This window comes from Vibrio sp. 10N.261.51.A3, from assembly GCF_041471965.1.
Classification (GTDB): domain Bacteria; phylum Pseudomonadota; class Gammaproteobacteria; order Enterobacterales; family Vibrionaceae; genus Vibrio; species Vibrio crassostreae_C.
Window position 1 is genome coordinate 70,227 of record NZ_JBFRPK010000031.1, and the last position, 26,953, is coordinate 97,179.

Consider the following 26,953-nt stretch of genomic DNA (forward strand, 5'->3'; position numbering starts at 1 on the left):
TTTAAAGCGACGTAAGTATGAGTCGATCAATCATACTCAGTATTTTAGAGCTTACAGCAGATGTTTATCTAAAAACGTCTTCAGCATAGCGTTAACAAACTCTGGCTGCTCTAGCGAACTAATATGACCCGCCCCAGGAATCACCACTAATTCACTGCCTGTAATGCAATCGTGCATTAAGTAAGATTCCAATGCTGGACGTGGCTTATCTTCTTGACCAACGGCAATCAAAACTGGCAATGCAAAGTTCTCTACCGATTCAATCATATCGCGACGTCCAAACACCATTCGACCAATTCGTGCCACTTCTTCAGCGTTGTCGCCCTCAAGAGCTGATAACTGCTGAGTAAAACCTTCAACTAAAGCTGGCGTGTTGGTTTGAGCATCATTAGCAAAGAACAGTGGAACAACCGCTTCAACAATTGGTTGAGGAACCATCTTAGTTTGAGTGATGGTGTCTAACATGTGGAAGTATTTAGCGTGCGCAACTTCTGGCTCTAAACCCACAAAGGTATCCATTAATACCAATGACTGAATTCGCGCAGGTGCTAATTCGGCAAGCTCCGTTCCCCACATACCGCCAACCGATAAGCCAACCACTGAGAATTCTTCGATCTCTAAATGATCAAGCAGAGCCAAAACGTGCTGAGCGTAATCTTTCAAGTTACGCATCGAAGCGGGTGCAGCTTGAGACTCACCGTGAGACCAAAGCTCTGGAACAATACAGCGATACTGAGTTTTTAATGCTTCGATCTGCGGCTTCCACATTGCACTATCCCAAAGGTAGCTGTGGCCGAGTACAACAACAGGGCCTTGACCTTCATCTAGGTACGCCATCGATTGATTGTCTACTGTGAACTTGTTCATTTTCTTCCCTAATCTCTATCAGCAATTATTTATCGACATACGGTCGGTAAGCTAGGATATAAAAACGGCCGCACAAGGCGACCGTTTATCGAAACACTATAGTCAATTACGCAATTGGCTCTAGCTGGTCAATAGGCCAACGCGGTGTGGCATGAACAGACAAATCAGCCGTTTCGCCATTCTTCAGGCGCTGCATGCCCGCATAAGCGATCATCGCACCATTATCTGTACAGAATTCTGTGCGTGGGTAGTACACCTCACCACCGACTTTCTTAGCAAGAGCTTCAAGCTCAACACGCAGTTGTTTGTTGGCACTTACACCGCCAGCAATCACTATACGTTTCATGCCCGTTTCAACCAAGGCTCGCTTACACTTGATTACTAAGGTTGCACAAACAGCTTCTTGGAATGCGTAAGCAATATCAGCACGAGTCTGGTCATCATTATCGTTATCACGAATGGTATTCGCTGCAAACGTCTTCAGACCAGAAAAGCTCATATCTAGACCTGGACGATCGGTCATTGGACGCGGGAACTTAAAACGACCCGGAGTGCCTTTTTCCGCCAAGCGAGATAGCAGTGGACCACCAGGGTAATCTAAGCCCATCAGTTTCGCGGTTTTATCAAACGCTTCACCCGCTGCATCATCAATCGATTCACCAAGGATTCGGTATTCACCAATACCTTTCACTTCTACCATCATAGTATGGCCGCCAGAAACCAGCAGAGCCACAAATGGGAATGGAGGTGGATTGTCTTCTAACATTGGCGCAAGAAGGTGACCTTCCATATGGTGGACAGGCACAGCAGGCACGCCCCACGCATAAGCAATACTGCGACCAATCGTTGCACCTACAAGCAAAGCGCCCACTAAACCCGGACCAGCCGTGTAAGCCACACCATCAATGTCTTTCGACGTTAGGTTCGCTTCAGCTAATGCCGCTTTAATAAGAGGAATTGTTTTTTTCACGTGGTCACGCGAAGCTAGCTCAGGCACCACACCACCGTAATCGGCGTGCAGCTTTACTTGGCTATATAATTGATGAGAAAGCAGCCCTTGCTCATCATCATAAATCGCGATTCCTGTTTCATCACAAGAGGTTTCAATACCAATAATGCGCATAATTTTCTCGGCACGCTTTCGTCTAAAATGGGAAATTAGCGCAATATTACCCTGCCTAAGCTCTTCAAACAAATATTGTACAGACTATAATCGACAAAGTGCTTTACAAAGCCACTGTGATCGGATTAAAATTCCGCACCATTTTTGATCAAGCTGGTTAATGGCCAAACGCGAATAGAGAGTTAGCTCGATGGGTAACTTCTCTGATTTGGTACTGAGTGGCCAGCGATAATGAATAACCCCTGAGGTGAAAGGCATATGCCAATAGTTAAAGTACGTGAAAACGAACCGTTCGACGTTGCACTACGTCGTTTCAAGCGCTCTTGTGAAAAAGCAGGTATCCTTTCTGAAGTTCGCCGTCGCGAGCACTACGAAAAGCCAACTACAGTTCGCAAACGCGCTAAAGCAGCAGCTCAAAAGCGTCACGCTAAGAAGCTAGCTCGCGAAAACGCACGTCGCGTTCGCCTGTACTAATAACTTAATCCATAAGGACTGAGTTATGGCTCTTATTGAACAACTCAAAGAAGAGCAAAAATTAGCGATGAAAGCCAAGGACAAACCGCGCCTTGGCACTATCCGCTTAGCTCTTTCAGCAATTAAGCAACGTGAAGTTGACGAACGGATCACTCTGAACGACGACGACATTCTTGCTGTATTAGTTAAAATGGTTAAGCAACGTCGCGATTCTGTTGCTCAATATGAATCGGCAAATCGTCAAGATCTTGCTGACGTGGAAAAAGCAGAAATTACGGTACTTGAAGGCTTTATGCCTCAACCGCTAACTGATGAAGAAGTTATTGCACTACTTGATAGCGCAATCGCCGAAGCTCAACCAGCGGGCATGCAAGACATGGGTAAAGTAATGGCTATCTTGAAACCACAAATTCAAGGGCGTGCAGATATGGGTAAAGTTAGTGGTTTAGTTCGTTCTAAACTCGCTTAATCCCAAATCAAATTGCAACAAGCCGTGCAATCCTTCGGAACGCACGGCTTGTTTGTATCTGTAACCTATTCAAACTATTATTATCCACACTCTCAGTTAGTGCATTTTTCTAAGGTTTTATGGCAGGACACATCCCGCGTAGTTTCATCGATGATCTCCTAGCGCGTCTCGACATTGTCGACATTGTGGACGCACGCGTGAAACTTAAGAAAAAAGGCAAAAACTATGGTGCTTGTTGCCCATTCCACAACGAAAAGACCCCTTCTTTTAGCGTAAGCCAAGAAAAACAGTTTTATCACTGCTTTGGTTGTGGCGTACACGGTAATGCTATCGACTTCATTATGGAGTTCGAACGTCTCGATTTTGTTGAAGCTATTGAAGAGCTAGCCTCTTTCTTAGGCCTCGATGTTCCTAGAGAACAGCGCAGCGGCGAGATATCAACAGCACCAAGAGCCAACAGCGAACAAAAACGTAACCTCTACGATTTGATGGGCGGTATCAGTAATTTTTACCGCTCTCAACTGAAAATATCAGCCAACAAACCTGCGATTGATTACCTAAAGAATCGTGGCCTGTCTGGCGAAATCGTCCAGAAGTTTGGCATTGGTTATGTGGCGGATGAGTGGGACTTGGTTCGTAAGAACTTTGGCCAACAGAAAGAAGCCCAAGACATGCTCGTGACCGGCGGCATGTTAATTGAGAACGATAAAGGTAACCGATACGACCGATTCCGTGGACGCGTAATGTTCCCGATTCGCGATCGTCGTGGCCGTGTGATTGGTTTTGGTGGTCGTGTATTAGAAGACGGTACTCCAAAATATCTCAACTCACCAGAAACGCCTATCTTCCATAAAGGTAAAGAGCTTTACGGCCTTTATGAAGTGCTGCAAGCCTACCGTGAACCGCCGCAAATACTTGTGGTTGAAGGTTACATGGATGTCGTGGCATTAGCGCAATATGGTGTTGATTACTCAGTAGCATCACTGGGCACATCGACAACCGGTGACCACGTTCAAATGCTGTTCCGCCAAACCAGCACAGTGGTTTGTTGTTACGATGGTGACCGAGCAGGTAAAGAAGCCGCGTGGCGCGCACTAGAAAATGCCCTTGAGTACCTGAAAACCGGTAACACACTCAAGTTTCTATTCTTGCCCGACGGTGAAGACCCAGACAGCTATATAAGAGAACACGGCAAAGCCGCTTTCGAACAGCTTGTTCAAAATGCGACACCGCTTTCGACCTATTTGTTCGATAACCTGATTGAAATACACAAGTTAAACTTGGGAACAACCGAAGGGAAATCGGCACTGCGCGCACACGCTAGCGCATTGATTAACAAAATCCCTGACAGTTACTTCCAAGAGTTGCTCGAAAAATTGCTCGATGAGCGCACTGGATTTGATAACCAATTGAGGCGAGCGCGTGTTCATACACAGAACCCGATACCTCAACCGCATAAAGAGCTGAAACGCACTCCAATGCGTGAAGTTATCGCTTTGCTTATCCAAAATCCGAGCTATGCTGATATGGTACCGGATTTATCAAGTGTCAAAGGCTTACAGTTGCCCGGACTAAGTTTATTCGTCGAAGTACTTGATAAATGCCACGAGCATCCCCATATCAACACAGGCCAATTATTAGAGCATTGGCGACACAATAAACATGAGGCTCTTCTGTCTCGTCTCGCGAGCTGGGAAATCCCCCTCGACGAAGACAATCAAGAAGACATATTTTTAGACTCATTGGACAACATACTTGCCCAGTGCGTTGAAAAACAAATTGAAAACCTGCAGGCCAAAGCAAGAAGCGTCGGTTTATCAGCCGAAGAAAAAAGGGAGCTACTAGCTTTAATGCTAGATCTAAAAGCGTAACCCTGTTTGATTAGTCAGCATTTAATAAATTTGTTAACATAATTGGTTTGCATTTGAGAATGCAACGTCCTTCACCAGACCTGAAGTTGGATATCATCTATGGATCAAAATCCGCAGTCACAGCTAAAATTACTTGTTATTAAAGGCAAGGAACAAGGCTATCTGACCTACGCCGAAGTAAACGACCACCTACCTGCAGAAATCGTGGATTCTGAACAGGTAGAAGACATCATTCAAATGATCAACGACATGGGTATCAAGGTAGTTGAAACTGCACCTGATGCTGATGATCTAGCACTTAATGATGACGATGCCAATATAGATGAAGATGCAGCCGAAGCTGCAGCTGCTGCGCTTTCAAGCGTAGAAAGCGAGATTGGCCGTACTACTGACCCAGTTCGTATGTACATGCGTGAAATGGGTACGGTTGAACTACTGACTCGTGAAGGCGAAATCGACATTGCGAAACGTATTGAAGATGGTATCAATACAGTTCAACTATCGGTTGCTGAGTACCCAGGCACTATTCCATACATCTTGGAACAGTTTGACCGCGTACAAGCAGAAGAGATTCGCTTAACAGACCTAATCAATGGCTTTGTTGACCCTGACGACGATGGCACAGCTGCGCCAACGGCGACTCACATAGGTTCAGAACTTGCTGAAACTGATCTGGAAGACGAAGACAAAGAAGACGCAGAAGACGACGAGGAAGAGGAAGAAGAAGATACAGGTATCGATCCTGAACTTGCTCTTGAGAAGTTCACAGCACTTCGTACTAGCTACCAGAATCGTCAACTAGCGATCAACGAGTACGGCCATGAAAGCCCGAAAGCAATGCTTGCAACGACAATGATGCAAGACGTATTCAAAGAGTTCCGTCTAACACCAAAACAGTTTGATTACCTAGTAAACGAACTGCGTAACTCTATGGATCGTGTACGTACTCAAGAACGCCTAATCATGCGTCAAACGGTTGAGTACGGCAAAATGCCGAAGAAATCTTTCATTGCTCTATTTACTGGCAACGAATCTAGCGAAGCATGGTTGGATGAAGTTCTTGCTTCAGACAAGCCATACGCAGAAAAGATTAAACGTAACGAGCACGACATCCGTCGCTCTATCCAAAAACTGGATATGATCGAACGTGAAACGTCTCTTACTGTTCAAAGTATCAAAGATATCAGCCGTCGCATGTCTATCGGTGAAGCGAAAGCTCGTCGTGCGAAGAAAGAGATGGTTGAAGCGAACTTACGTCTAGTAATCTCGATTGCTAAGAAGTACACAAACCGTGGTCTACAATTCCTGGATCTAATCCAAGAAGGTAACATCGGTCTGATGAAAGCGGTAGATAAGTTTGAATACCGTCGTGGTTACAAGTTCTCTACTTACGCTACTTGGTGGATCCGTCAAGCAATCACTCGTTCGATTGCCGACCAAGCTCGTACTATCCGTATTCCGGTTCACATGATCGAAACGATCAACAAACTAAACCGTATCTCTCGTCAAATGCTACAAGAGATGGGTCGTGAACCACTTCCGGAAGAACTGGCTGAACGCATGCAAATGCCTGAAGACAAGATCCGTAAAGTACTGAAAATCGCTAAAGAGCCAATCTCAATGGAGACACCAATCGGTGACGACGAAGATTCGCACCTAGGTGATTTCATCGAAGATACAACGCTAGAACTACCTCTAGACTCTGCAACGGCAACCAGCCTACGCGGTGCAACTAAAGACGTTCTTGCAGGCCTAACACCTCGTGAAGCTAAAGTACTGCGTATGCGTTTCGGTATCGACATGAACACTGACCACACTCTTGAAGAGGTTGGTAAACAGTTCGACGTAACTCGTGAACGTATCCGTCAGATCGAAGCAAAAGCACTGCGTAAACTTCGTCACCCAAGCCGCTCAGAAACTCTGCGTAGCTTCCTAGACGAGTAATCGCACACTCAAGTGTGGTTAGCTTTTAAGCATAAATAAGAAAAGGTGAGCGTTGGCTCACCTTTTTTTTATCTGTGTGATTTAAGTGGCTAAGATGTAAGCGGAATTGCCCCTTATAGTGTCTAGACACCACTGAATGCTTCCCCTATAATCTATGCCCTACGGCCCCTTAGCTCAGTGGTTAGAGCGCACGACTCATAATCGTTCGGTCCCCAGTTCAAATCTGGGAGGGGCCACCAAATTCCGATAAGGCTCATGAAGAAATTCATGGGCCTTTATCTTTTCTAGTCCTTTCCATATCCGGTCTTCGATTACTTCCTGTAAGCGCGATTCCATTAGCCCCACAGAAAGACTCCACCTAATCACCACAGAACCCGTAAATCTATCTCAGGCTGATATCGACCATCAGTAATCTTTCTCATCTGTACGACACGATTCTTCGCTAGATACATACCACTCAACACCAGAGTAGAACCCCAGAAAAACTTCCCGACTAAACCAACAAAAATATAACCAACATTCCGTTCCATTAGGTTCAGTAATTTATATAGATATAAATGAGAGACCTAAATGGAGTTCTAGCTGAGATCAGTCAGGAGACTCAGCACCGAAGATTAGAACCAGATGACTGTTGAACAATGATGACCAATTACCCTCAGTGGTAATTGGTCTGATATCTCTTAAGTGATTTAGGTTAGTAGTCAGCAGCAGTGAGCCTCAGAGCTAGAAACGAATGCTAATCACTGGACTGGTATTCATACTGAAATCGGTAATCTCAACGCTAGGAGTGGTTCTAGGGTGAATCTCGTATGCGTTAGGGTGAGAAGTTGGGTTAGTCGAATAGGATGTGAATCTAGCGGGATAATGTCAGCAGGGTTGGTAGGGATGTCGGGGTTGGAAGAGCTAACAGGGTTACTGGGGTTGGTTCTGAAATAACTAATGAATCCGTTCGGTAATTTCCCAACCCTATCAACCCTAGAATTGACTCGAAAGACCGGACTAGGACCGGACCGACGACGCCGTCAACAAAACCTAGGGAAAATAATTACTGAAGAAGTTAGGTAGGGCAAGGGTTAGAGAGAGATTACAGGGCCAGTCTAGAAAGACCGACCCAGCGACTTAGGATTTTAAGTTAGTTGGGGTGGGTATAGTTTAAATAAAATCAATTTCTTTAAAATCAAGAGTATAATTAGTCTTATTTAAACAGGTTTCCCAGTGTTCAAAAAATCTAGTAGAAAAAATTTCTTTAAACTCACAAGCGCTATCGATAAGTGAAGAGTTGTACCCATATGTTATTGATCTAATAGACAATTTATCAATATTGAACAAATATAGTACGTCTCTATGTTTTGAAAAATTCTCCAATGCATCTGCCATAGATCCTCGCTCACAACGATCTGAAATTTTTTCTAGTAAGAAATGATGCTCATTTTTTACTTTTTCGTAGCATTTTAAATCGTTTGCCATCTCTAGAAAGTGTGAAGGATCTCTGTGGGTTAGTAGCGCTTCTTCTGTAAGAACGACTTTATCCGCTTGTGACAGCCTTAGAATAGCTCTGTGTTCTTTTTCATATATCCATTCATCGCTTTTTCTTTGAAAAATCTCGTACAAAATTTGCTCTTCATGAAAGTTCGAGTAATCACAGTCAAAGCTATCTATGCGATACCTTGGCTGCTTTCTGTAACTAACTGCTTCAAATGCTCCATTGAATGGTGATGGGACTATATCAAAATTATCATGCTCAAAAAGGTCATCAAATAAGTGAAATGGTTCTGTTTCATGTTTAGAGCTAACAATAAATCCAATTACACAGCCTTTATGTTCTTTGGCATAATGTGACCACATTAACAGGTTCTCTTTAGACTCGGTAAGGCAAACAACACCAATTTTGTGTTTGTTATTTTCAACAAACTCACACAAATTTGTATCAATCCCATAACCAAACTTAATTTCTTCGGCTAGCTTACTTAGCCCTTCTTTACAGTAGTTCCCTTCAAAAGGATCATTTAACGCGCATAATTGTGAAGCTCGGATGTATCCATCCTTCAAAATAAAATTTGGATTTTCTACATATTTATATAGTATTTTCATCACTAACAGACACCGAGAACCTTTCTGTCATAAGGGTATCTGATTGACAATATAAGTAAAAGTATTTCTAACAAGCAAGCGTGATAATGAACCTGATGCTCTTAATGCCAAAAAAACAGCGGGCCACATACCCACTGCTTTTAGACTACCCGTTACTCACATCCCCCACCAACTCAGAAACATTAGCACTTACCTCTCTTAACCTAGAGCTAGCCAAATGAGCATACCTAGTCGACGTTTGAGGGCTCTGATGCCCAAGTAGATGCTGAACATCATAGAGCGTAGCGTTACCACTATTGATTAAAATTGAAGCGAAAGAGTGCCTTAAGTCATGTATACGGAAGTCATCATAGATCCCTGCTGCTTTCTTGATTCGAGCGAATGCCTTCTTTGGATGTGCGATAGGTCTACCGGGTGCATCTCCGGCAAAGATATAGGGGTTCTTACGTATCTGAAATCGTCGTTGGTCATTTATTACCTCCTTAGCTAAATTATTGAGTAAAACCGTCCTTGATAACCCCGATTTTGTGTGGGGAAGAAATAGGCTCCAATTGCCGTCGTCGTCGACGGTAAGACAGTCCCACTTAGAGTTAGTAATTTCACCAATTCTCATTCCGGTAAGCAGGGCGAATTTTAAGGCGTTGCCTTGAGTACGATTGGGTTCCTCGTTGCATGCCTTGATGAAAGATGAAACTTCTTTGCGGTTCAGGAATCTGTTTCTTAAATTATTCTCCTTAAGCTTCCTTATGTACTGCCCCGGATTCTTGTCCACGAATCCCCACTCCATCGCTAATCTGAACATTCTAAGGGCTAAGGAACGTAATCTATTCACTGTTGATGGTTTCCTTGTTTCTAGGACCCCATCGAGTAGCTTTTGAATGTCTTGTTGGCTGATATCGGTGATACTTTTCTTGCCCCATTTGGGGTAGAAATGAAGCTTTAAGTTACCAATATCATTCTTAGCAGTGAGTTTGTTCATTCGGGCATAGGGTAAGTAGTGTTCTTCCGCAAACTCGAAGAAGGTTAGTACATTGGATTTTTCGTCCCTCATAGCCTTAGGGTCATTACCCAGAGCTATCTCTCGCTTGTGGTCATTAGCTATCTGCCTAGCGGTATTGATATCTAGCGCTGGATATTCGCCAATTTGTAACGATTTTTTTTTGCCAAAATAGGTGTACCTGAATAGGAATCTGCGTCTCCCTTGTCTGTTGATAATTATTTTCAGGCCGCTACAGAGCTCATCCGTATACTCTGTTTCTTTGCTTCGACTTGTCGACGGCGTCGGCGGTAATGAATCAAGTTGGCGTTTATTGAATTTGAATTTACGAGATTGCATCAGTCCCCCTTACTCATCAGAGATTGAGAAATGCTGGTGTAATTCAGTACGGAGTGTCTTAGGCATGAGTAAGTAGAGCCCCTTACCGTTATCCTCGATAATGCTTAGGGATATAGAAGCTCCGTAATCCAGATCGTCTTCTAATTCGGTATAGGTTAGGGCTCGTTTCAGCAGTTCGATATCGTCGACGACGACGGCAGAGAGTTCGGACTTTGATGTGAGAAACCAGAGTTCACATTGCAGTTCATCCCATGCTTTTTGGGCTTCTGCTTCATCGTAAAATGGTTCAGTGAGTATCGATTTGACTTGTTCTTGTAGGGTTGCGGTGATTGGTAGGGTTATGATTTGTTGAAGGTTAGTTAGCTTGATCATATTAACTCCATGGTTATTAGTATCACGGAGTTAATATGTGTTTGATATTTATCATATTTCAGTGAGTATATAATGCAGGCTTAACGTTACTACTTATGTTAAAGACGCTCTATCACCCTAGCCTTGGCATTGCTAAACTCTTCTTCTGTTAGTGCACCACATTGATGTAAATCTTTAAGCTTTGCAAGCTTATCAAGATGTTCATCTGGTTCTAGAAAAATGATGTGTAGTTGGCATTGTCCCATACCGGATGTATCAGATTTTAAATTCATCTGTACATCTAACCCTGAAGAATTTGGAATGTTGCCACCTAAAGACAGTTCATCATGTAGATTCCGGGAGATATTAATACTAACTTCTTTCGCTCCGCTATTTTTAGCATTGTTAATTGCGTCATTAATACGTTCTACTTCATCTGTCGTGATAGAGCTCGCTGAAACTTCGTTGCTCTCCTCATTTGACTTCATATGGTCGTAAATTAGGTAAGGGAGACCACCTAACATGTATTTTACTAGCTTAGACATAAATAATCCCATGGTATGAGCAGAGTAAGAGCCTTGTATCATATAATTGTGCACTAAAATCAACCACATCTAATATCTGTGATGCAGTCTCTATTTATCAATTTTCTCTCTCCCTTCATCTCACTAAATCCCCCAACTAACTTAAAATCCTAAGTCTCTGGGTCGGTCACTCTAGACTGGCCCTGTAATCTCTCTCTAGCCCTTGCTCTACCTGACTTCTTCAGTAATTACTTTCCCTAGGTTTTGTTGACGGCGTCGTCGGTCCGGTCCTAGTCCGGTCTTTTGAGTCAATTCTAGGGTTGATAGAGTTAGGGGAGTTGCCGAACGGATTCATCATCTATTTCAGAACCAACCTCAGTAACCCTGTTAACCCTTCCAACTCCGACATCCCCATCAACCCCATCAACCTCGTCGTCGACGTCAGAGAAATCATGCGGATAATCAGGTGATGTGATTTTGCTGGTGGATTTCAGAGTGATTCGGGGCAGGGTTACTATGTTGATTACAGGGCTGAAGCTTGGCTCATAATCGTTCGGTCCCCAGTTCAAATCTGGGAGGGGCCACCAAATTAGAAAAGCCAGAACAGTTCACGCTGCTCTGGCTTTTTGCTTTTCTGATTCAGTACCAATCACACCCTGCACTTCCGAACCAAAAACGAATCGTCCCGCACACAATTCCAATTGCCTCTCTGTGACTAAACATACTTTTCTTTTATAAAAAAATCGGCAATATGAGAGTACATAAATCGCTCAATAGTTCAGGGAAGACTCATGAAAGACGAAACACTCTCGATTCACTTCGGTTACGACACTGATCCAACAACCAAATCGGTTGCCACTCCAATCTACCAAACCGTCGCGTACGAATTCGATGACGCACAACACGGCGCCGACCTCTTCAACCTTGCGGTGCCAGGTAATATCTACACACGGATAATGAATCCAACCAATGATGTGTTAGAAAAACGCATGGCAGCCTTAGAAGGGGGGATTGCAGGCTTAGTGGTAAGTGCGGGCAGTGCTGCGATCAACTACGCGATTCAGACGTTGGCGCAAATCGGTGACAACATTGTCTCAACGCCTCAGCTTTACGGTGGTACTTACACCCTATTTGCTCATATGCTGCCAAACCAAGGAATTGAAGTTCGTTTTGCTAAAGACGACAAACCAGAAAGCTTAGCGGCACTGATCGATGAAAAAACCAAGGCGGTTTACTGTGAAAGTATCGGTAACCCAGCAGGTAATATTATCGACTTAGAGCGTGTTGCTGAACTTGCTCACGCACAAGGTGTACCTGTGATTGTTGATAACACGGTGGCGACGCCTGTACTGTGTAAACCTATCGATTTTGGTGCTGACATCGTGGTGCACTCACTAACTAAATACGTGGGTGGTCACGGTACAACGTTAGGTGGCGTGATTGTCGACTCAGGTAAATTCCCATGGGCACAGCACAAGGACCGCTTCCCTGTGTTTAATCAGCCAGAGCCTTCTTATCATGGCGTGGTTTATACCGAGGCCTTTGGTGAGGCTGCGTTTATTGGTCGTGCTAGAACGGTTCCCCTACGTAATACAGGTGCAGCACTGTCACCAATGAATGCTTTCATGTTGATGCAAGGTTTGGAGACGTTGTCGCTACGCATGGAGCGACACACAGAGAATGCCTTGAAAGTAGCGGAATACCTCAAGCAACACGAGAAAGTCAGTTGGGTAAGTTACGCTGGCCTGCCTGATTCAGAATTCTATCCACTCGCTGAAAAGTACATGCAAGGTAAGCCATCGGCCATTCTATCTTTTGGTTTAAAAGACGGTTATGAAGCCGGTGTTCGCTTCTATGATGCACTGCAAATCTTCAAGCGCTTAGTTAACATTGGCGATGCGAAATCTCTCGCTTGTCACCCAGCTTCGACGACACACCGTCAACTAAGCGAAGCTGAACAGAAACAAGCCGGTGTATCACCGGAGATGATTCGCCTATCAGTAGGTATCGAGCACATTGACGATATCTTGGCTGACCTAGAGCAAGCACTGAGCGCTTAATGACGCTACAGCTAGCTCTAACACTGATCGTTAACTAACAGACATAAAAAAGCCCATCACAGGATGGGCTTCTTATTATCTATATCTTAGGTAAGCTGTCGATTACTCAACTGTTACCGCTTTCGCTAGGTTACGAGGTTGGTCAACGTCGGTACCTTTTATTAGTGCGACATGGTAAGACAGCAGCTGCATCGGTACTGTGTAGTAGATAGGCGCTGTTACTTCACTTACGTGAGGCATCTTGATGATCTTCATGTTCTCATCGCTTTCAAAGCCCGCGTCTTCATCAGCGAATACGTAAAGTAGACCGCCACGAGCACGCACTTCTTCAACGTTCGATTTCAGCTTCTCTAGCAAGTCGTTGCTTGGTGCAATAACGACTACAGGCATATCTGCATCGATAAGAGCCAAAGGACCGTGCTTAAGCTCACCAGCTGCGTATGCTTCTGCGTGGATGTAAGAGATCTCTTTCAGTTTAAGAGACGCTTCCATCGCGATTGGGTAGAACTCACCACGACCCAAGAACAGTGTGTGATGCTTATCAGCAAAATCAGGTGCCAGTGCTTCAATTTCTTTATCGAACGCTAATGCTTTCTCGATATCAGCAGGCAGTTGGTGAAGTGCTTGAACGATTTCCGCTTCTTTTTCTTCATTGATACGACCTTGTAGACGACCAATTGACGTTACCATCATCAGCATCGCTGCTAGTTGAGTTGTGAAAGCTTTAGTAGAAGCAACACCGATCTCTGTTCCTGCGCGAGTCATGAAGGCAAAATCAGATTCACGAACCAGTGAAGAACCCGCAACGTTACAGATAGTCATTGCAGACATATAACCCTTCTCTTTTGCAAGACGAAGTGCAGCAAGCGTATCCGCAGTTTCACCAGATTGAGACAGAGTCACCAATAGGCTGTTCGGACGAACAACGAAATCACGGTAACGGAATTCAGAAGCAATCTCTACGTCACAGCTTACGCCAGCTAGAGATTCAAACCAGTAACGCGCTGCCATGCCTGAGTTGTAAGACGTACCACATGCGATGATCTGCACGTGTTCAACCTTGCTTAGGATCTCTTCAGCTTTAACGCCGATCGCGTTAGTGATAACCGAAGTGTCAGAGATACGGCCTTCCATTGTATTGATCAGCGCTGTTGGCTGCTCGAAGATCTCTTTCTGCATGAAGTGGCGGTATTGACCTTTGTCACCTGCGTCGTGTTCAGCGTTTGACTCAACGATTTCACGCTCAACACGCTCACCCGCTACATCAAATACCGTAACATCACGACGAGTTACCTCAGCAACATCACCTTCTTCTAGGTACATGAAGCGACGAGTTACGCTCAGTAGCGCCAGTTGATCAGAAGCAAGGAAGTTCTCGCCGACACCAAAACCGATAACGATCGGGCTACCAGAACGAGCTACAACGATACGGCTAGGATCTTTACGATCAACCGCAACCGTGCCGTACGCACCGTCTAATTGTTTTGCTGTTTTCTGTAGCGCTTCAACCAAAGAAGCTGAAGTGCGAAGTTCCCACTCAACTAAGTGAGCAATAACTTCTGTATCCGTTTGTGAAGTAAATACGTAACCACGCTCTTGCAGCATAGCGCGCAGTGCTTCGTGGTTTTCGATAATGCCATTGTGTACAACGGCAATATCACCAGACATGTGTGGGTGTGCGTTCGCTTCAGACGGCTCACCGTGTGTCGCCCAACGTGTATGAGCGATACCTGTACCACCAATCACTTGTTGCTCTTCTACTGCGTCAGCTAGCTCTTGTACTTTACCTAGGCGGCGTACACGAGTTAGGTTAGATTCAGTATCGACTACAGCGACACCAGCTGAATCGTAGCCACGGTATTCTAGACGACGAAGGCCTTCTACTAAAATTTCAGCTACATCACGCTGTGCTACTGCACCAACAATTCCACACATAGTTTCACTCCATCAATTTTGTTTTATTCCTATTGGCAGCAAGCAAAGGCCAAATCTTCATTAAGATCAATTATAGGAAGGTAAATGCATAATACTTAAATTTGTTTTTACGCTGGATCGGTCAGGATCACTCGAACATCATGTGATTCGATACTTGCTTTGGATTCTTCGCCTAAGTCTGTATCGGTAATTAAGATGTCAATGTGTTCCCATGCCAGCTCTAAGTTCGGGATCTTTCGTCCCACCTTTTCCGACTCAACCATCACGATCACTTCTCGTGACACTTCAGCCATTACTTTGCTCAGGCCAACCAGTTCGTTAAACGTGGTTGTGCCTCTATCGAGGTCGATACCATCAGCCCCAATAAATAGTTGGTCAAAATCGTAAGCACGAAGTACCGACTCTGCAACTTTGCCTTGGAAAGAGTCCGAATGGGTATCCCAAGTGCCGCCAGTCATTAATAACGTCGGCTCGCTTTCAAGCTCATTAAGCGCATTAGCAACGTGCAATGAGTTGGTCATAACAACCAAGCCACGCTTAGCATTAAGCTGCTGAATTAGAGCACCGGTCGTACTGCCACTATCGATCACGATGCGGTTATGGTCGCGAATTAAATCTGCAGCGGCTTTTGCCAATGAAATCTTTCGAGTCGAAACTTGTTGACCCAGCTCTTCGTTGACAACCTCTTTCGGTAACGAAATCGCACCACCATAACGGCGTAAAAGCTGACCGTTTTTCTCTAAAGACGCCAAGTCCTTTCTAATAGTGACTTCTGAGGTTTCGAACTTAGCGGATAATTCATCAACACTAACCTCCCCTTTTTCATTCACTAGGTTAGAAATTGCATGTCTTCTGAGTTGGGTGTTTCGTTTCGACATTTAAAAAAGGCCACTAAGTTTCGATGTGAAACATATTATAGTTACAACGAAACTATTTAGTCCATTTATTTTGATCCAAAAAATTAATAAATAGCGATAAAACCTTGTCCTAAGACAATTGTTAAGCAGTGATATTGAACTCATTAGGTGGTAGAATCCGCACCCGAAAAGAAAAAAAATTACAAAACTGACTGTTATTTTTTTGCAACTTACCCCCTATATAGTGGGGTAAGTCACAGAAAACCGATATTGAATCAAAATCTTTTAGTCATAAAATGACTAAAATTGATGAAAGACTTACAACTCTGAAGGACATATTGGAAGTCCCGCGCTTTTACACAACAGGCACAAAATGTTGATGTAGCGGACCAATCTTCAGAACTTAAATAAATTTCAAATTGTAACAATACTTACCGGAGAGTACCTTCCATGAAAAAGACCAAAATCGTATGTACGATTGGCCCTAAAACTGAATCTGTAGAGAAGCTAACTGAACTAGTAGATGCTGGCATGAACGTTATGCGTCTTAACTTCTCTCACGGTGATTTCGCAGAGCACGGCACTCGTATCGCGAACTTCCGTAAAGTAATGGAAAACAAAGGTGAGCAACTTGCTATCCTTCTAGATACTAAAGGTCCAGAAATCCGTACTATCAAACTTGAAGATGGTAACGACGTAGATCTAGTAGCTGGTCAAGAGTTCACTTTCACAACTGACGCAACAGTTGTTGGTAACAAAGACGTAGTAGCAGTAACTTACCTAGGTTTCGCTAAAGACCTAACAGCAGGTAACACTATCCTTGTTGATGACGGCCTAATCGAAATGGAAGTTATCGCAACAACAGAAACTGAAGTTAAGTGTAAAGTTCTTAACAACGGTGCTCTAGGCGAAAACAAAGGTGTTAACCTTCCTGGCGTTTCTGTTCAACTTCCTGCTCTTTCTGAGAAAGACAAAGCTGACCTTAAGTTTGGTTGTGAGCAAGGCGTAGATTTCGTTGCTGCTTCTTTCATCCGTAAAGAAGAAGACGTTAAAGAAATCCGTGAGCTTCTAAACGCTAACGGCGGCGAGAACATCCACATCATTTCTAAGATTGAAAACCAAGAAGGTGTAGATAACTTCGATTCAATCCTTGAAGCTTCTGACGGCATCATGGTTGCTCGTGGTGACCTAGGTGTTGAAATCCCAGCTGAAGAAGTAATCTTCGCTCAGAAGATGATGATCGAGAAGTGTAACCGTGCACGTAAGATGGTTATCACTGCAACTCAAATGCTTGACTCTATGATCAGCAACCCACGTCCAACTCGTGCTGAAGCGGGTGACGTTGCGAACGCAATCATGGATGGTACTGATGCAGTAATGCTTTCTGGTGAAACTGCTAAAGGTAAGTACCCAGTTGAAGCTGTTACTATCATGGCTCAAATCGCGAACCGTACTGATTCAGCTCTTAAAGCTGAGCTAGGTTCTCGTCTAGACAGCCCACGTCTACGCATCACTGAAGCAGTATGTAAAGGCGCTGTAGACACAGCAGAGAAGCTAGCTGCTCCTCTAATCGTTGTTGCAACTGAAGGCGGTAAATCTGCACGTTCAGTACGTAAGTACTTCCCAACTGCAAACATCCTAGCTCTAACAACTAACGAAAAGACAGCTGCACAGCTAGTTCTTACTAAAGGTGTTAAGCCAGTTCTTGTTGACTCTATCGAGAACACAGACGCGTTCTACATCAACGGTAAAGAAATCGCTCTACAATCTGGCCTAGGTAACAAAGGCGACATCGTAGTTATGGTTTCTGGTGCTCTAGTAGCTTCTGGTACTACAAACACGGCATCTGTTCACGTTCTATAAGAATGAACCGATTCGCATAAAATATAAAAGAGGGCTTCGGTCCTCTTTTTTTATGAAACAAAATCTTGCCTAACTTTTCAGTACGCTGTATTATCAATCGCAATAGAACTACGTACTGTTAACCTCCAATTGACTCTTTCTAAGAGACGGATTAGCAGACTAGAAATCATATATAGATGAGGTTTGTAATGTCTAGTCCTACGCTCACTGAAAAAGTATCAAAGATGATTCGCCAAGATATTCTTAATGGTGAGTTAACCCCAGGCCAAAAGCTTGTTGTTGCTGATCTAAAAGCACGCTACAACGTTGGCGCATCCCCTATTCGCGAAGCCTTGGTACAGTTATCTTGGAGCAAATACGTAAAGCTAGAGCCACAAAAAGGCTGCTGGGTATCTCCTGTATCAAAGAAAGAACTGAATGACCTATACGAAAGCCTTCGTGTTGTATCATCGGTTCTGCTTAAAAAAGCGATTGCAGCAGGTGATGAGAGCTGGGAACTGGATGTACTAACGTCTTACCATAAACTATCGCGAGTACAGTACGTATCTGAAGAGTTTGACTGTGTAGAATGGGAAGAGCGCCACCAGCAATTCCATGTCGCACTGCTTGAAGGTGCAGATTCAGAGAACATGTTTAAGTTCTTTGATGACCTAATTAACCAAGTGAAACGTTACCGCTTCCTCGCTATGTCTGCAGAAAGCGCATCAGATGATCTGTTCAATATTGATGAACACGAAATGATCATGAAACTAGTACTGTCTAAGAATGTAGAACAAGCGACTGAACTGCTTGATCAACACCTGCTAGGTTCAATGAAACGAATTGAAGAAGTTATCGAAGCGGCATAACGCTAAAGTAGCTTCTAACCAAATAAAAACGGAGCCCAATGGCTCCGTTTTTTGTTTCCAGTATTACGACTGAACTACCACCCAAAAAACTCTTTGTGATGAGTATTGAGTAGCACAACCATAGGTAAAAAATACAAAGCACTCAATTGAAAGCCAAGAATGGCTAATGTGCCTATGGTTAACCTCACTAAAAAATCGACAAACATACCACGCCTCTTTTAACCAGACTGTATGATCCCCAAACTCTTGCTCCAGCTAACCTAATTCTACTGCTGCCTTTCAAACCATTGAAAAGGCTAGCTAATCAGTTGAATTAAGTTAACGGTGTCATCCTTTTACATCTGGTAAACACTCTATTTATTACACCGTTAAGCACGATGTAATCTGAAGCAAGGTAGTTTACTTATTGTTCATTTTAGCTCAAATTTCCACCAGCATTAGACTTTAGTCTAACTGTATAGATTTTGTGACATAGGTCGCTCAAAAGTGAGATTCCTATAAAAAGGGGGAGAGATAAAGTGAGTCGGGGCCAGCTTGAAGAGGTGAAGCAAAGAGAAGAAAGGATTAGATAGAAGCGAACCTAAGCGACATCATCGTAGCTAGGACACATAGAGACCGTATTACGACCAGACGATTTAGATTCGTAAAGCGCAACATCGGCACACTTGTATGAGCGAGTACTGTTACTTGTTAAATCAGTAAAGCCAACACTCACCGTTACCTTAGTTCCGGCTGCCAGTTCAATCTCAATTCGCAAGCGATCCAATACGCGCTTTGCTTCTGGCAGTGAGGTGTGTGGCATCAAGAGTGCAAACTCTTCTCCTCCAACACGTGCAACAAAGTCCGTCCCACGAAGGCTATCTTGCAGAAGTTTAGCAACACCAGCGATCACACGGTCACCTTCGTCGTGGCCAAGCTCATCATTGATTCGCTTGAAGTTATCGATGTCCACCAAGGCTAAGCTGGTGGTCGCTTCGATCGGGTAACGCTCAACTAAGCGAGAATAGTAGGCCAGCTGCTCTTCGAATTTTCGTCGGTTCCAGAGATTACTCAAAGAGTCACGTTCACTTAAGATCCTCAAACGTACCTCAAGCTCCTTCCTTACGGAAATATCAACCAACGAGGTGATGTAGTAACTGACTTTGCCTGAATTGTTTTTGACCGCATGCACTCGCATGATCGCAGTAAAAGGAATACGCAGCTTGTTCTTACACTGAACCTCCCCTTCCCATACTTCTTCTTGCTCTAAATGACTCCAAATAGCCGAGCTTGAGAGCACTTGGTCGGTATTCTCAAGCAGCAACTGCAATGCATTTTGACCGATCACCTGTTCTTTGCAGTACCCAGTCATGTTCTCAAATTCGTTGTTGATCATCATTGTGCGGTGCTGCTTGTCAGAGAGCATCACTGCCGACATACCATTCAATGCGGCGCGTGCCAATTTACTCTCTAGGCTTCGGCGTCGGCAGTGCGTCACCAGGTAAGCAAACGGGAAAGCGAATATCAGCACCGTAATCAGAACAATGATCTCTTCATGGGCCAAATCATCTAGATCACGCTCAGCCCGATCCATCAGTTGCTTTTGATTAAGTTGAATCAGTAAATGGACCTTTTGACTGTTCGCGAGCATAACCGTGTTAAAGGCAAACAAATTACCATCTTCAAAAACGTATCCCACCTGATCATTGGAGATCGCATCCCACGTCTTCGGCGCGATATTTTTCAGGTTATAGCCTTTTCTTTCAGGAATAGAGTCTCCGAACAACTTACCGCTGTTGTTACTCACGATGAAGTAACCCGCGTCATTGAGAACTTCTGCTCTAAGATCGTTATCTGGTGAAAAGCTCAGACGCGACGATAAGCCCCATACATCAAGATTGATGACGAGGTAGCCTACTCTTTCGTCAGGGGTTTCTACTGGGGTAAAGACACGGATTACCGGCGAATAAGGGAAGGTGACTTCACCATGCTCAGTTTCAAGCTCAATACCCCAACCGCCAATCTGTTCGGCTTCTAGTTTTTGAGCGTATTGGAAGTAGTTAGAATCCGACCTATCTTGCAGCTGTTGAGGAAACGTCACTCTACCGGTATCAGAGGAATAGTTAACACGCACCAATTCTTTGCCAGTGACATCTAACAGATGGATTTGTGTATACCACTTCTGGTTCACGAGAACAGATTGCCAGACCTCTTCAAGTAGATGTTTGGTTTGGTCTGAGGGAGAGGAAGCAAAGTTAACCAAGCTCTGGCTATGACTGAGTAGCTCCATGACCGAGACTAACTGAGTCTTGAGAAGATCATAATCTCGCTTGGCATACACTAACTGATGAACGGCTTGCTTAGCTGAGTAGTCAAAGCTCTGCTGTTTTACTTCTTTGTAGCGCTGCAAATAATACAGACATACTGCAGAAGACAATATGATAGAGATAATCAGCAATGTAATTATTGATTTTTTATTTCGCATTGCTAACTCAGATGAATGGAAGTGCAGCGCGGGATTATAGCACTCTAAAAAATTAACAAAATAAAAGCCGCTTAAAAAAGCGGCTTTAAAGTTATTTTTTAAAGACTTATCGTCTAGGCTTTCAACGCACGTTCGCCTCGTGCGATGCCAACAACACCACTTCGAGCTACTTCAAGCACTTCCGTCACTTCAGACAGCGCCTGAATGAAGGCATCCAGTTTCTCGCTAGTACCCGCCATTTGAACCGTATATTGAGAAGCCGTAACATCAACGATCTGACCACGGAAGATATCCGCTGTGCGCTTCACTTCCGCACGAGCAAAGCCGCTCGCACGTACTTTTACCATCAACAGCTCACGTTCAATGTGTTCAAGTTCAGACACTTCTTGTACTTTAAGTACGTCGATTAGCTTATGCAGTTGTTTCTGAATCTGCTCAAGCTGCATTTCGCTCGAGTTAGTAGTGACGTTCAAACGAGACAGCGTCGGATCATCGGTTGGAGATACGTTCAAAGACTCGATGTTGTAGCCACGCTGAGAAAACAAGCCAACCACACGAGAAAGCGCACCAGGTTGGTTTTCCATTAGTAGTGAAATAATGTGTCTCATATTATGTTCTCTCCGTTTTGCTTAGCCACATGTTATCCATACCCTCGCCTTTGATCTGCATTGGGTATACGTGCTCGGTGTCATCCACACTAATATCGACAAATACCAAACGGTCTTTCATCGCTAGTGCTTTTTCCAAACCTGATTCCAGTTCATCCGGAGATGAAATGCGCATACCAACGTGGCCATAAGCCTCAGCGATAGCAGCAAAATCAGGAACAGAGTCCATATATGAGTTAGAGTAACGGCCTTGATAAACAATGTCTTGCCACTGTTTTACCATGCCTAGGAAACGGTTATTAAGATTAATAATCTTAACCGGGATATTGTATTGCAGTGCTGTCGACAGCTCTTGGATATTCATTTGAATGCTGCCGTCACCGGTTACCACAACCACCTCTTCATCTGGCTTAGCAAACTTAACGCCCATACCAGCAGGCAGGCCAAAGCCCATCGTGCCTAGACCACCAGAGTTAATCCAACGACGTGGCTTGTTAAACGGGTAGTATAAAGCAGCAAACATTTGGTGTTGACCTACGTCAGAAGCAACATAGGCATCGCCATTGGTTACTTTATGCAGTGTTTCAATTACTTGCTGTGGTTTGATGCGCTCAGACGATTTCTCGTAAGCTAGGCAGTCACGCTCTTGCCACTGCTTGATTTCACTCCACCAGCTTTCAATCGCTTCTGCATCGTTAGTGCCGCCTTGCTCAACGAGCAAGTTCACCATGCTCTCTAGAACCTTTTCAGCAGAACCTACAATCGGTAGATCCACTTTTACGTTCTTAGAGATCGAAGATGGGTCGATATCAATGTGCATGATCTTCGCATCAGGGCAGTACTTATCTAGGTTATTAGTCGTTCGATCATCGAAACGTACGCCAATACCAAAGATCAAATCCGCATTGTGCATCGCCATATTGGCTTCATATAAACCATGCATGCCTAACATACCCAAAGAGTTCTTATGGGTGCCAGGGAAAGCGCCAAGCCCCATTAGGGTGCTTACCACAGGTAAATTCAGTGCCTCTGCTAATTTTAACAGCGGCTTATCTGCCTCAGAAATAACCGCACCACCACCGACATAAAGTACCGGCTTCTTCGCTTCAAGAAGGGCTTTTAGCGCCTTTTTGATCTGACCTTTATGACCCGTAACCGTTGGGTTATACGAACGCATTTTGAGCGTTTCTGGGTATTCATAAGGAAGCTTGATTTGTGGGTTTAAGATATCTTTCGGCAGATCAATAACCACAGGACCGGGACGCCCTGTCGTTGAAATATAGAATGCTTTTTTAACGACTTCAGGGATATCTTCCGCTTTCTTAACTAAGAAGCTGTGTTTAACGATCGGGCGTGATACACCCACGATGTCACACTCTTGGAAGGCGTCATTACCAATGAGGTTATTTGGTACGTTACCAGAAATAACAATCATTGGGATTGAGTCCATGTAGGCGGTTGCAATACCAGTAACGGTATTGGTCGCACCTGGACCAGAACACACAAGTACTACACCCGGTTTACCGGTAGAACGAGTATAGCCATCTGCCATGTGGGTAGCGGCTTGTTCGTGTCGCACTAATACGTGTTTAATTTCAGCAGTTTTAGCATGCAACGCATCGTAGATATCAAGTACAGAACCACCTGGGTAACCAAAGATTTGTTCTACACCCTCTTCAATTAGAGACTGCACCACCATCTCAGCGCCGGATAACATTTCAGCGCCGGATGACATGGCTGTTTCAGGTTTTGTTGTCATATTGCTCTCCTCACCAGTTTCCAATCATATTTGGTGAACATGTTGGGCTGGTTTTTCATAGTCTAGGGCTTATTCGTAGCCTAATTCGAAATACTTCCACTTTTTCGGCTATGGCTGTCTGTCGTGATAACAACAAACAGTAATACGAAACAACTTTAACGCTTTATTATCATCTGGTCTAACACCTGTTATTCGGCAACTGTGCCAAAAAACCAACTATTAGCTCAAAGCATTAAATAAAACCCAACTCAGCCCCCCACGCCAGGTTTAAACACTAGTTAGCGAACAAAAAAAAGCACTTAATATTTTAATAGATCGCTATTTATCGATAAACCGCGAGCTTGCTGGTGTGCGCTTTCGCACATTGTGCTGTGTCATTAGATACAAAAAATCCCCCTAAAAATGCAATCACATTCGTAGGGGGATTTTTAAACAACTGAAAATTTATCTCAGTAGAAAACTACTTATCTTTCGACTTTTCAGTGTACATTTCTTCGATTTCGTCTTGATACTTATCGTTGATAACCTTACGGCGCAGTTTCTGGGTCGGCGTCAGTTCGCCATCATCCATAGAAAACGCTTTTGGCAGTAGCTTGAACTTCTTCACTTGCTCAAACTTCGCCAGTTCTTGCTGTAGGTCATTCACACGCTTTTCTAGCATCTCGACGATTTGGTGGTGCTTAACAAGTTCAACGCGATCGTGATACTTGATATTAAGCTCTTTGGCGTACTCTTCTAGCGAGTCATAACAAGGAACAATCAGCGCAGAAACGAATTTGCGTGTATCAGCGATAACAGCAATCTGTTCGATAAAGTGATCTTTACCAATCGCACCTTCAACCACTTGCGGGGCAATATACTTACCACCAGAAGTTTTCATCAGCTCTTTGATACGATCAGTAATGAACAGGTTACCATTTTCATCAAAATGACCCGCATCACCGGTTTTCAAGAAACCGTGCTCATCGAATGTCTTAGCTGTCTCTTCTGGCATCTTGTAGTAGCCACGCATCACCATTGGACCGCGAACAAGAATCTCGTCCTTAGCACCAATCTTAACTTCTGCGCCCGGCATCGACATACCGATAGAATCAGGGTTAAAGCAGCGGTCATCCCAGCAAGACACCGTTGCTGTGGTTTCTGTCATGCCGTAGCCAAGTTTTACGTTGATGCCGATAGCATGGAAGAAACGACCAATCGTCTCATCAAGCTTCGCGCCACCACAAGGCATGAAGTTGATATTACCGCCCAGCAGCGCACGCAATTTAGAGAGTACTAGCTTATCTGCTAATGCATGGCTCTTCTTCAGCATTAGCGAAGGAGTGCGACCTTCTTGGTGACAAACAGAGAGTTTCGCTCCCATGTTCACCGCCCAAGTAAATAGAACCTTGCGGATAAACGGCGCTTTCGAAACCTTCTCGTGAATCGCAGAGAAAATCTTCTCGTAGAAACGTGGAACCGCACACATTACGGTTGGCTTCACGTCGCTCAGCGCGTCACGCACCTGCATGGTATCTTGCAAGTAACAGTTGGTTGCGCCTTTATAGAGAACGTAGAACGTCCACGCACGCTCAAATACGTGAGATAGAGGTAAGAAACACAATGAGACATCGTCTTTGCTTAAACTTAGACGCTCATCGTGGCCTTCTAACTGGTAGCCAATGTTGGTGTAATCAAGCATTACGCCTTTTGGCTGACCTGTGGTACCAGAGGTATAGATAAGAGTTAGTAGGTCGTCCATGCTTGCATCTGCAAGACGAGCATCAAGTTCAGCTTGCTGAGCTTCAACACCGCGCGCCATGAAATCAGCCCAAGATACCGCAAAGCTATGGCCTTGAAGATCGATATCATCAGACATCGCGACAACCACTTCTAGCTGTTCACACTCTTCGAATAGGCTCACCGCCGCGTCAAATTGAACTTGCTCACCAACGAATAAGATCTTCACATCCGCATTTTGGATGATGTAAGACGACTGTGCTGCTGTGTTGGTTGGATAAATCGGCACAGTCACAAGACGAGCTTGTAAAGATGCAAAATCTGCCACGGTCCATTGAGGCATATTATTTGAATAGATACCGATCTTATCTTGAACTCTCAGTCCCTGAGCCAATAGTGCTAATGAAAGCGTATCGATTTGTTGTCCAAACTGTTCCCAGCTAATGCCTTGCCATACATTGTCTACTTTGTGCTTCAAAGCTGTACGGTTGCCGCCTTGGGCAATTTGGTCACGAAGTCTTTTTACGATATGAAAATCTAAATTGGCCATCTCTTTACCTTTAGGCTTACACCTGTAAGCTTTTTTGAGCGCACAAGTGTACCTCTGATCATGGAAAAGGCAACTGATGAAGCTCAAAGTTATAAGTAATAGTACGTCTAACGCTTAGTTTTCTACCTACTAAAATAGCGCGCATAAAAAAGCCCTAAGTCAGTCTCCTAGCTTAGGGCTTATAAATCATAGGGATTAGTGTCTAGTTAAGTGCCACTACTTCGCCACAGATCATCATTAACTGATCTCGTAACCAAATGTGTCCTTTATCCTTTTCACTTGATTCGTGCCAGCTTAGGAAGCCAGAAATCGCCGCATTATCGAATGGGAAATCTAGAATCTGAAGCTGCTCTTTGTTTGCTGCATGTTCTACCATCCAACGAGGAGCAATTGTTACTAGTTCAGATTGGCCTACAACGTAAAGAACGTTGCTTAAACTCGTACCTTCGTAGAAAGGCGTGCAATCTAGGTCACGGTAAGCTTGCTCAGAGAAGCTACGTTGACCATGGATGCGAGACAGTTTTGCGTGCTTTTCGTTAAGCAGCTCTGCCGCAGAAACTTCACCGTTGATACGTGGGTGAGAAGCAGAAGCAACCACAACTAATTCGTCTTGGAAGATTTCAGTGCTTGAGAAGCCTTGCTCATCAAAACGAGCGTAATCAATAACGAAGTCGATTTCTTGGTAGCGCATACGCTCAGAAAGTTGACGATCGAATTCAGCATCCATATGCAGTTTCACGCTAGGTGCTTGCTCGTTGATTGTCGACATAATCTTAGGAGCAAAACGCATATCACAAGGGCTGCAAATCGCTAGTTTGAACAGGCGAGAAGACGACTCTGGAGAGAACACAGAACTTGGTAGTTCGTTGCGTACTAACTGTAGCGCTTGGCGGATTGGACCAAACAACTGACGAGCACGTTGAGTCGGTTGAATACCACGACCTTGACGCATGAATAGTTCGTCGTTAAACATCACTTTTAGACGAGCAACAGCGTTACTTACAGCAGGCTGAGACATACCCAGATTGTGAGCTGCACGTGTAATGTTTTGCTCTTGCATAACTGCATCAAATACAGTCAAAAGATTTAAGTCGACTCCACGAAGTGTGCTTTCCATTCTGTAGCTTGCAATAGCACTCATTGCGTCTTTCTTATCTAACATTCAAGTTGCCTCTTGTCGGTTCGACAGCGTTAAATTGGTAATGGTATGAGAATAGATAACCACTAATTCTTATATTTA

General features: G+C 44.1%; 20 protein-coding genes and 1 tRNA gene. 8 read left to right on the forward strand and 13 right to left on the reverse strand.

The genetic code is table 11. From position 1 onward, the window contains the following. Positions 1-51: 51 nt before the first annotated feature. Positions 52-867, reverse strand: coding sequence for an alpha/beta fold hydrolase (locus AB4371_RS08970; RefSeq protein WP_372149477.1), 816 nt, complete (start codon positions 865-867; stop codon positions 52-54). A 106-nt stretch (positions 868-973) separates the two neighbouring features. After that, positions 974-1,990 (reverse strand): tRNA (adenosine(37)-N6)-threonylcarbamoyltransferase complex transferase subunit TsaD, encoded by a 1,017-nt coding sequence (gene tsaD / locus AB4371_RS08975; RefSeq protein WP_017061410.1) that lies wholly within the window; start codon positions 1,988-1,990, stop codon positions 974-976. Positions 1,991-2,248: 258 nt separating this feature from the next. Here tsaD and rpsU point away from each other — a divergent pair, with 258 nt between their 5' ends. The 5 genes from rpsU (at position 2,249) to AB4371_RS09000 (ending at position 6,987) form a co-directional block, all read left to right on the forward strand. Next, positions 2,249-2,464 (forward strand): 30S ribosomal protein S21, encoded by a 216-nt coding sequence (rpsU, locus tag AB4371_RS08980; RefSeq protein ID WP_004396009.1) that lies wholly within the window; start codon positions 2,249-2,251, stop codon positions 2,462-2,464. Between the two features lie 25 nt (positions 2,465-2,489). Next, on the forward strand, positions 2,490-2,933 hold the full coding sequence (locus AB4371_RS08985) for a GatB/YqeY domain-containing protein (RefSeq protein WP_017069475.1): 444 nt from the start codon (positions 2,490-2,492) through the stop codon (positions 2,931-2,933). A 119-nt stretch (positions 2,934-3,052) separates the two neighbouring features. Continuing rightward, positions 3,053-4,804, forward strand: coding sequence for a DNA primase (gene dnaG, locus AB4371_RS08990; protein WP_017071431.1), 1,752 nt, complete (start codon positions 3,053-3,055; stop codon positions 4,802-4,804). A gap of 99 nt (positions 4,805-4,903) precedes the next feature. Next, positions 4,904-6,748, forward strand: coding sequence for an RNA polymerase sigma factor RpoD (rpoD, locus tag AB4371_RS08995; RefSeq protein ID WP_048614894.1), 1,845 nt, complete (start codon positions 4,904-4,906; stop codon positions 6,746-6,748). Positions 6,749-6,911: 163 nt separating this feature from the next. Continuing rightward, positions 6,912-6,987, forward strand: a tRNA-Ile gene (locus AB4371_RS09000). A 913-nt stretch (positions 6,988-7,900) separates the two neighbouring features. Here the strand turns inward: AB4371_RS09000 and AB4371_RS09005 are convergent. The 4 genes from AB4371_RS09005 to AB4371_RS09020 form a co-directional block, all read right to left on the reverse strand. Next, entirely contained in the window at positions 7,901-8,839 is a 939-nt protein-coding gene (locus AB4371_RS09005; protein WP_372149493.1) for a DUF2971 domain-containing protein, read from the reverse strand. A gap of 145 nt (positions 8,840-8,984) precedes the next feature. Next, positions 8,985-10,175 carry a tyrosine-type recombinase/integrase gene (locus AB4371_RS09010; RefSeq protein ID WP_372149478.1) on the reverse strand — a complete coding sequence of 397 codons (1,191 nt, stop codon included), beginning with the start codon at positions 10,173-10,175 and terminating at the stop codon, positions 8,985-8,987. Positions 10,176-10,184: 9 nt separating this feature from the next. Then, positions 10,185-10,547: a hypothetical protein gene (locus AB4371_RS09015; protein WP_372149479.1), complete on the reverse strand. Its 363-nt coding sequence runs from the start codon at positions 10,545-10,547 to the stop codon at positions 10,185-10,187. 98 nt (positions 10,548-10,645) lie between these two features. Further along, positions 10,646-11,071, reverse strand: coding sequence for an SHOCT domain-containing protein (locus AB4371_RS09020; RefSeq protein WP_372149481.1), 426 nt, complete (start codon positions 11,069-11,071; stop codon positions 10,646-10,648). Positions 11,072-11,841: 770 nt separating this feature from the next. Here AB4371_RS09020 and AB4371_RS09025 point away from each other — a divergent pair. Beyond that, the gene (locus AB4371_RS09025) at positions 11,842-13,110 is read left to right on the forward strand and encodes an O-acetylhomoserine aminocarboxypropyltransferase/cysteine synthase family protein (protein WP_017061406.1); all 1,269 of its coding nucleotides are present in this window, start codon (positions 11,842-11,844) and stop codon (positions 13,108-13,110) included. A 102-nt stretch (positions 13,111-13,212) separates the two neighbouring features. Here AB4371_RS09025 and glmS read toward each other — a convergent pair whose 3' ends face one another. Next, positions 13,213-15,045: a glutamine--fructose-6-phosphate transaminase (isomerizing) gene (glmS, locus tag AB4371_RS09030; RefSeq protein WP_017061405.1), complete on the reverse strand. Its 1,833-nt coding sequence runs from the start codon at positions 15,043-15,045 to the stop codon at positions 13,213-13,215. Positions 15,046-15,152: 107 nt separating this feature from the next. Continuing rightward, entirely contained in the window at positions 15,153-15,923 is a 771-nt protein-coding gene (locus AB4371_RS09035; RefSeq protein WP_017061404.1) for a DeoR/GlpR family DNA-binding transcription regulator, read from the reverse strand. Positions 15,924-16,352: 429 nt separating this feature from the next. Here AB4371_RS09035 and pykF point away from each other — a divergent pair, with 429 nt between their 5' ends. Next, a complete protein-coding gene (gene pykF, locus AB4371_RS09040; RefSeq protein ID WP_017061403.1) occupies positions 16,353-17,765 on the forward strand; it encodes a pyruvate kinase PykF in 1,413 nt (470 codons plus the stop codon). 176 nt (positions 17,766-17,941) lie between these two features. Further along, positions 17,942-18,613, forward strand: a complete 672-nt coding sequence (locus AB4371_RS09045; protein WP_136979312.1) for a GntR family transcriptional regulator — start codon at positions 17,942-17,944, stop codon at positions 18,611-18,613. Between the two features lie 580 nt (positions 18,614-19,193). Here the strand turns inward: AB4371_RS09045 and AB4371_RS09050 are convergent. The 5 genes from AB4371_RS09050 to leuO all read right to left on the reverse strand — a co-directional run bounded on the left by AB4371_RS09050 (position 19,194) and on the right by leuO (position 26,875). Then, positions 19,194-21,077, reverse strand: a complete 1,884-nt coding sequence (locus AB4371_RS09050; protein ID WP_372149483.1) for a diguanylate cyclase — start codon at positions 21,075-21,077, stop codon at positions 19,194-19,196. Positions 21,078-21,190: 113 nt separating this feature from the next. Next, the gene (ilvN, locus tag AB4371_RS09055) at positions 21,191-21,685 is read right to left on the reverse strand and encodes an acetolactate synthase small subunit (RefSeq protein ID WP_008219984.1); all 495 of its coding nucleotides are present in this window, start codon (positions 21,683-21,685) and stop codon (positions 21,191-21,193) included. Between the two features lies 1 nt (position 21,686). Beyond that, on the reverse strand, positions 21,687-23,444 hold the full coding sequence (locus tag AB4371_RS09060) for an acetolactate synthase 3 large subunit (protein ID WP_017062926.1): 1,758 nt from the start codon (positions 23,442-23,444) through the stop codon (positions 21,687-21,689). A 460-nt stretch (positions 23,445-23,904) separates the two neighbouring features. Next, entirely contained in the window at positions 23,905-25,713 is a 1,809-nt protein-coding gene (locus AB4371_RS09065) for a long-chain fatty acid--CoA ligase (RefSeq protein ID WP_102393664.1), read from the reverse strand. Between the two features lie 202 nt (positions 25,714-25,915). Then, complete coding sequence (leuO, locus tag AB4371_RS09070) at positions 25,916-26,875, reverse strand: transcriptional regulator LeuO (protein ID WP_017061397.1); 960 nt, start codon at positions 26,873-26,875, stop codon at positions 25,916-25,918. Between the last annotated feature and the right edge of the window lie 78 nt (positions 26,876-26,953).

Excerpts from the sequence above, each read along its gene's own strand:
- AB4371_RS09025 (WP_017061406.1), top strand. The coding sequence starts at position 11,842 with ATGAAAGACGAAACACTCTCGATTCACTTCGGTTACGACACTGATCCA.
- glmS (WP_017061405.1), bottom strand. The coding sequence starts at position 15,045 with ATGTGTGGAATTGTTGGTGCAGTAGCACAGCGTGATGTAGCTGAAATT.
- AB4371_RS09020 (WP_372149481.1), bottom strand. The coding sequence starts at position 11,071 with ATGTCTAAGCTAGTAAAATACATGTTAGGTGGTCTCCCTTACCTAATT.
- pykF (WP_017061403.1), top strand. The coding sequence starts at position 16,353 with ATGAAAAAGACCAAAATCGTATGTACGATTGGCCCTAAAACTGAATCT.
- AB4371_RS09015 (WP_372149479.1), bottom strand. The coding sequence starts at position 10,547 with ATGATCAAGCTAACTAACCTTCAACAAATCATAACCCTACCAATCACC.
- rpoD (WP_048614894.1), top strand. The coding sequence starts at position 4,904 with ATGGATCAAAATCCGCAGTCACAGCTAAAATTACTTGTTATTAAAGGC.
- AB4371_RS09010 (WP_372149478.1), bottom strand. The coding sequence starts at position 10,175 with ATGCAATCTCGTAAATTCAAATTCAATAAACGCCAACTTGATTCATTA.
- AB4371_RS09060 (WP_017062926.1), bottom strand. The coding sequence starts at position 23,444 with ATGACAACAAAACCTGAAACAGCCATGTCATCCGGCGCTGAAATGTTA.
- tsaD (WP_017061410.1), bottom strand. The coding sequence starts at position 1,990 with ATGCGCATTATTGGTATTGAAACCTCTTGTGATGAAACAGGAATCGCG.
- AB4371_RS09035 (WP_017061404.1), bottom strand. The coding sequence starts at position 15,923 with ATGTCGAAACGAAACACCCAACTCAGAAGACATGCAATTTCTAACCTA.
- AB4371_RS09065 (WP_102393664.1), bottom strand. The coding sequence starts at position 25,713 with ATGGCCAATTTAGATTTTCATATCGTAAAAAGACTTCGTGACCAAATT.
- AB4371_RS08970 (WP_372149477.1), bottom strand. The coding sequence starts at position 867 with ATGAACAAGTTCACAGTAGACAATCAATCGATGGCGTACCTAGATGAA.
- AB4371_RS08985 (WP_017069475.1), top strand. The coding sequence starts at position 2,490 with ATGGCTCTTATTGAACAACTCAAAGAAGAGCAAAAATTAGCGATGAAA.
- dnaG (WP_017071431.1), top strand. The coding sequence starts at position 3,053 with ATGGCAGGACACATCCCGCGTAGTTTCATCGATGATCTCCTAGCGCGT.
- AB4371_RS09050 (WP_372149483.1), bottom strand. The coding sequence starts at position 21,077 with ATGCGAAATAAAAAATCAATAATTACATTGCTGATTATCTCTATCATA.
- AB4371_RS09045 (WP_136979312.1), top strand. The coding sequence starts at position 17,942 with ATGAGGTTTGTAATGTCTAGTCCTACGCTCACTGAAAAAGTATCAAAG.
- rpsU (WP_004396009.1), top strand. The coding sequence starts at position 2,249 with ATGCCAATAGTTAAAGTACGTGAAAACGAACCGTTCGACGTTGCACTA.
- ilvN (WP_008219984.1), bottom strand. The coding sequence starts at position 21,685 with ATGAGACACATTATTTCACTACTAATGGAAAACCAACCTGGTGCGCTT.
- AB4371_RS09005 (WP_372149493.1), bottom strand. The coding sequence starts at position 8,839 with ATGAAAATACTATATAAATATGTAGAAAATCCAAATTTTATTTTGAAG.
- leuO (WP_017061397.1), bottom strand. The coding sequence starts at position 26,875 with ATGTTAGATAAGAAAGACGCAATGAGTGCTATTGCAAGCTACAGAATG.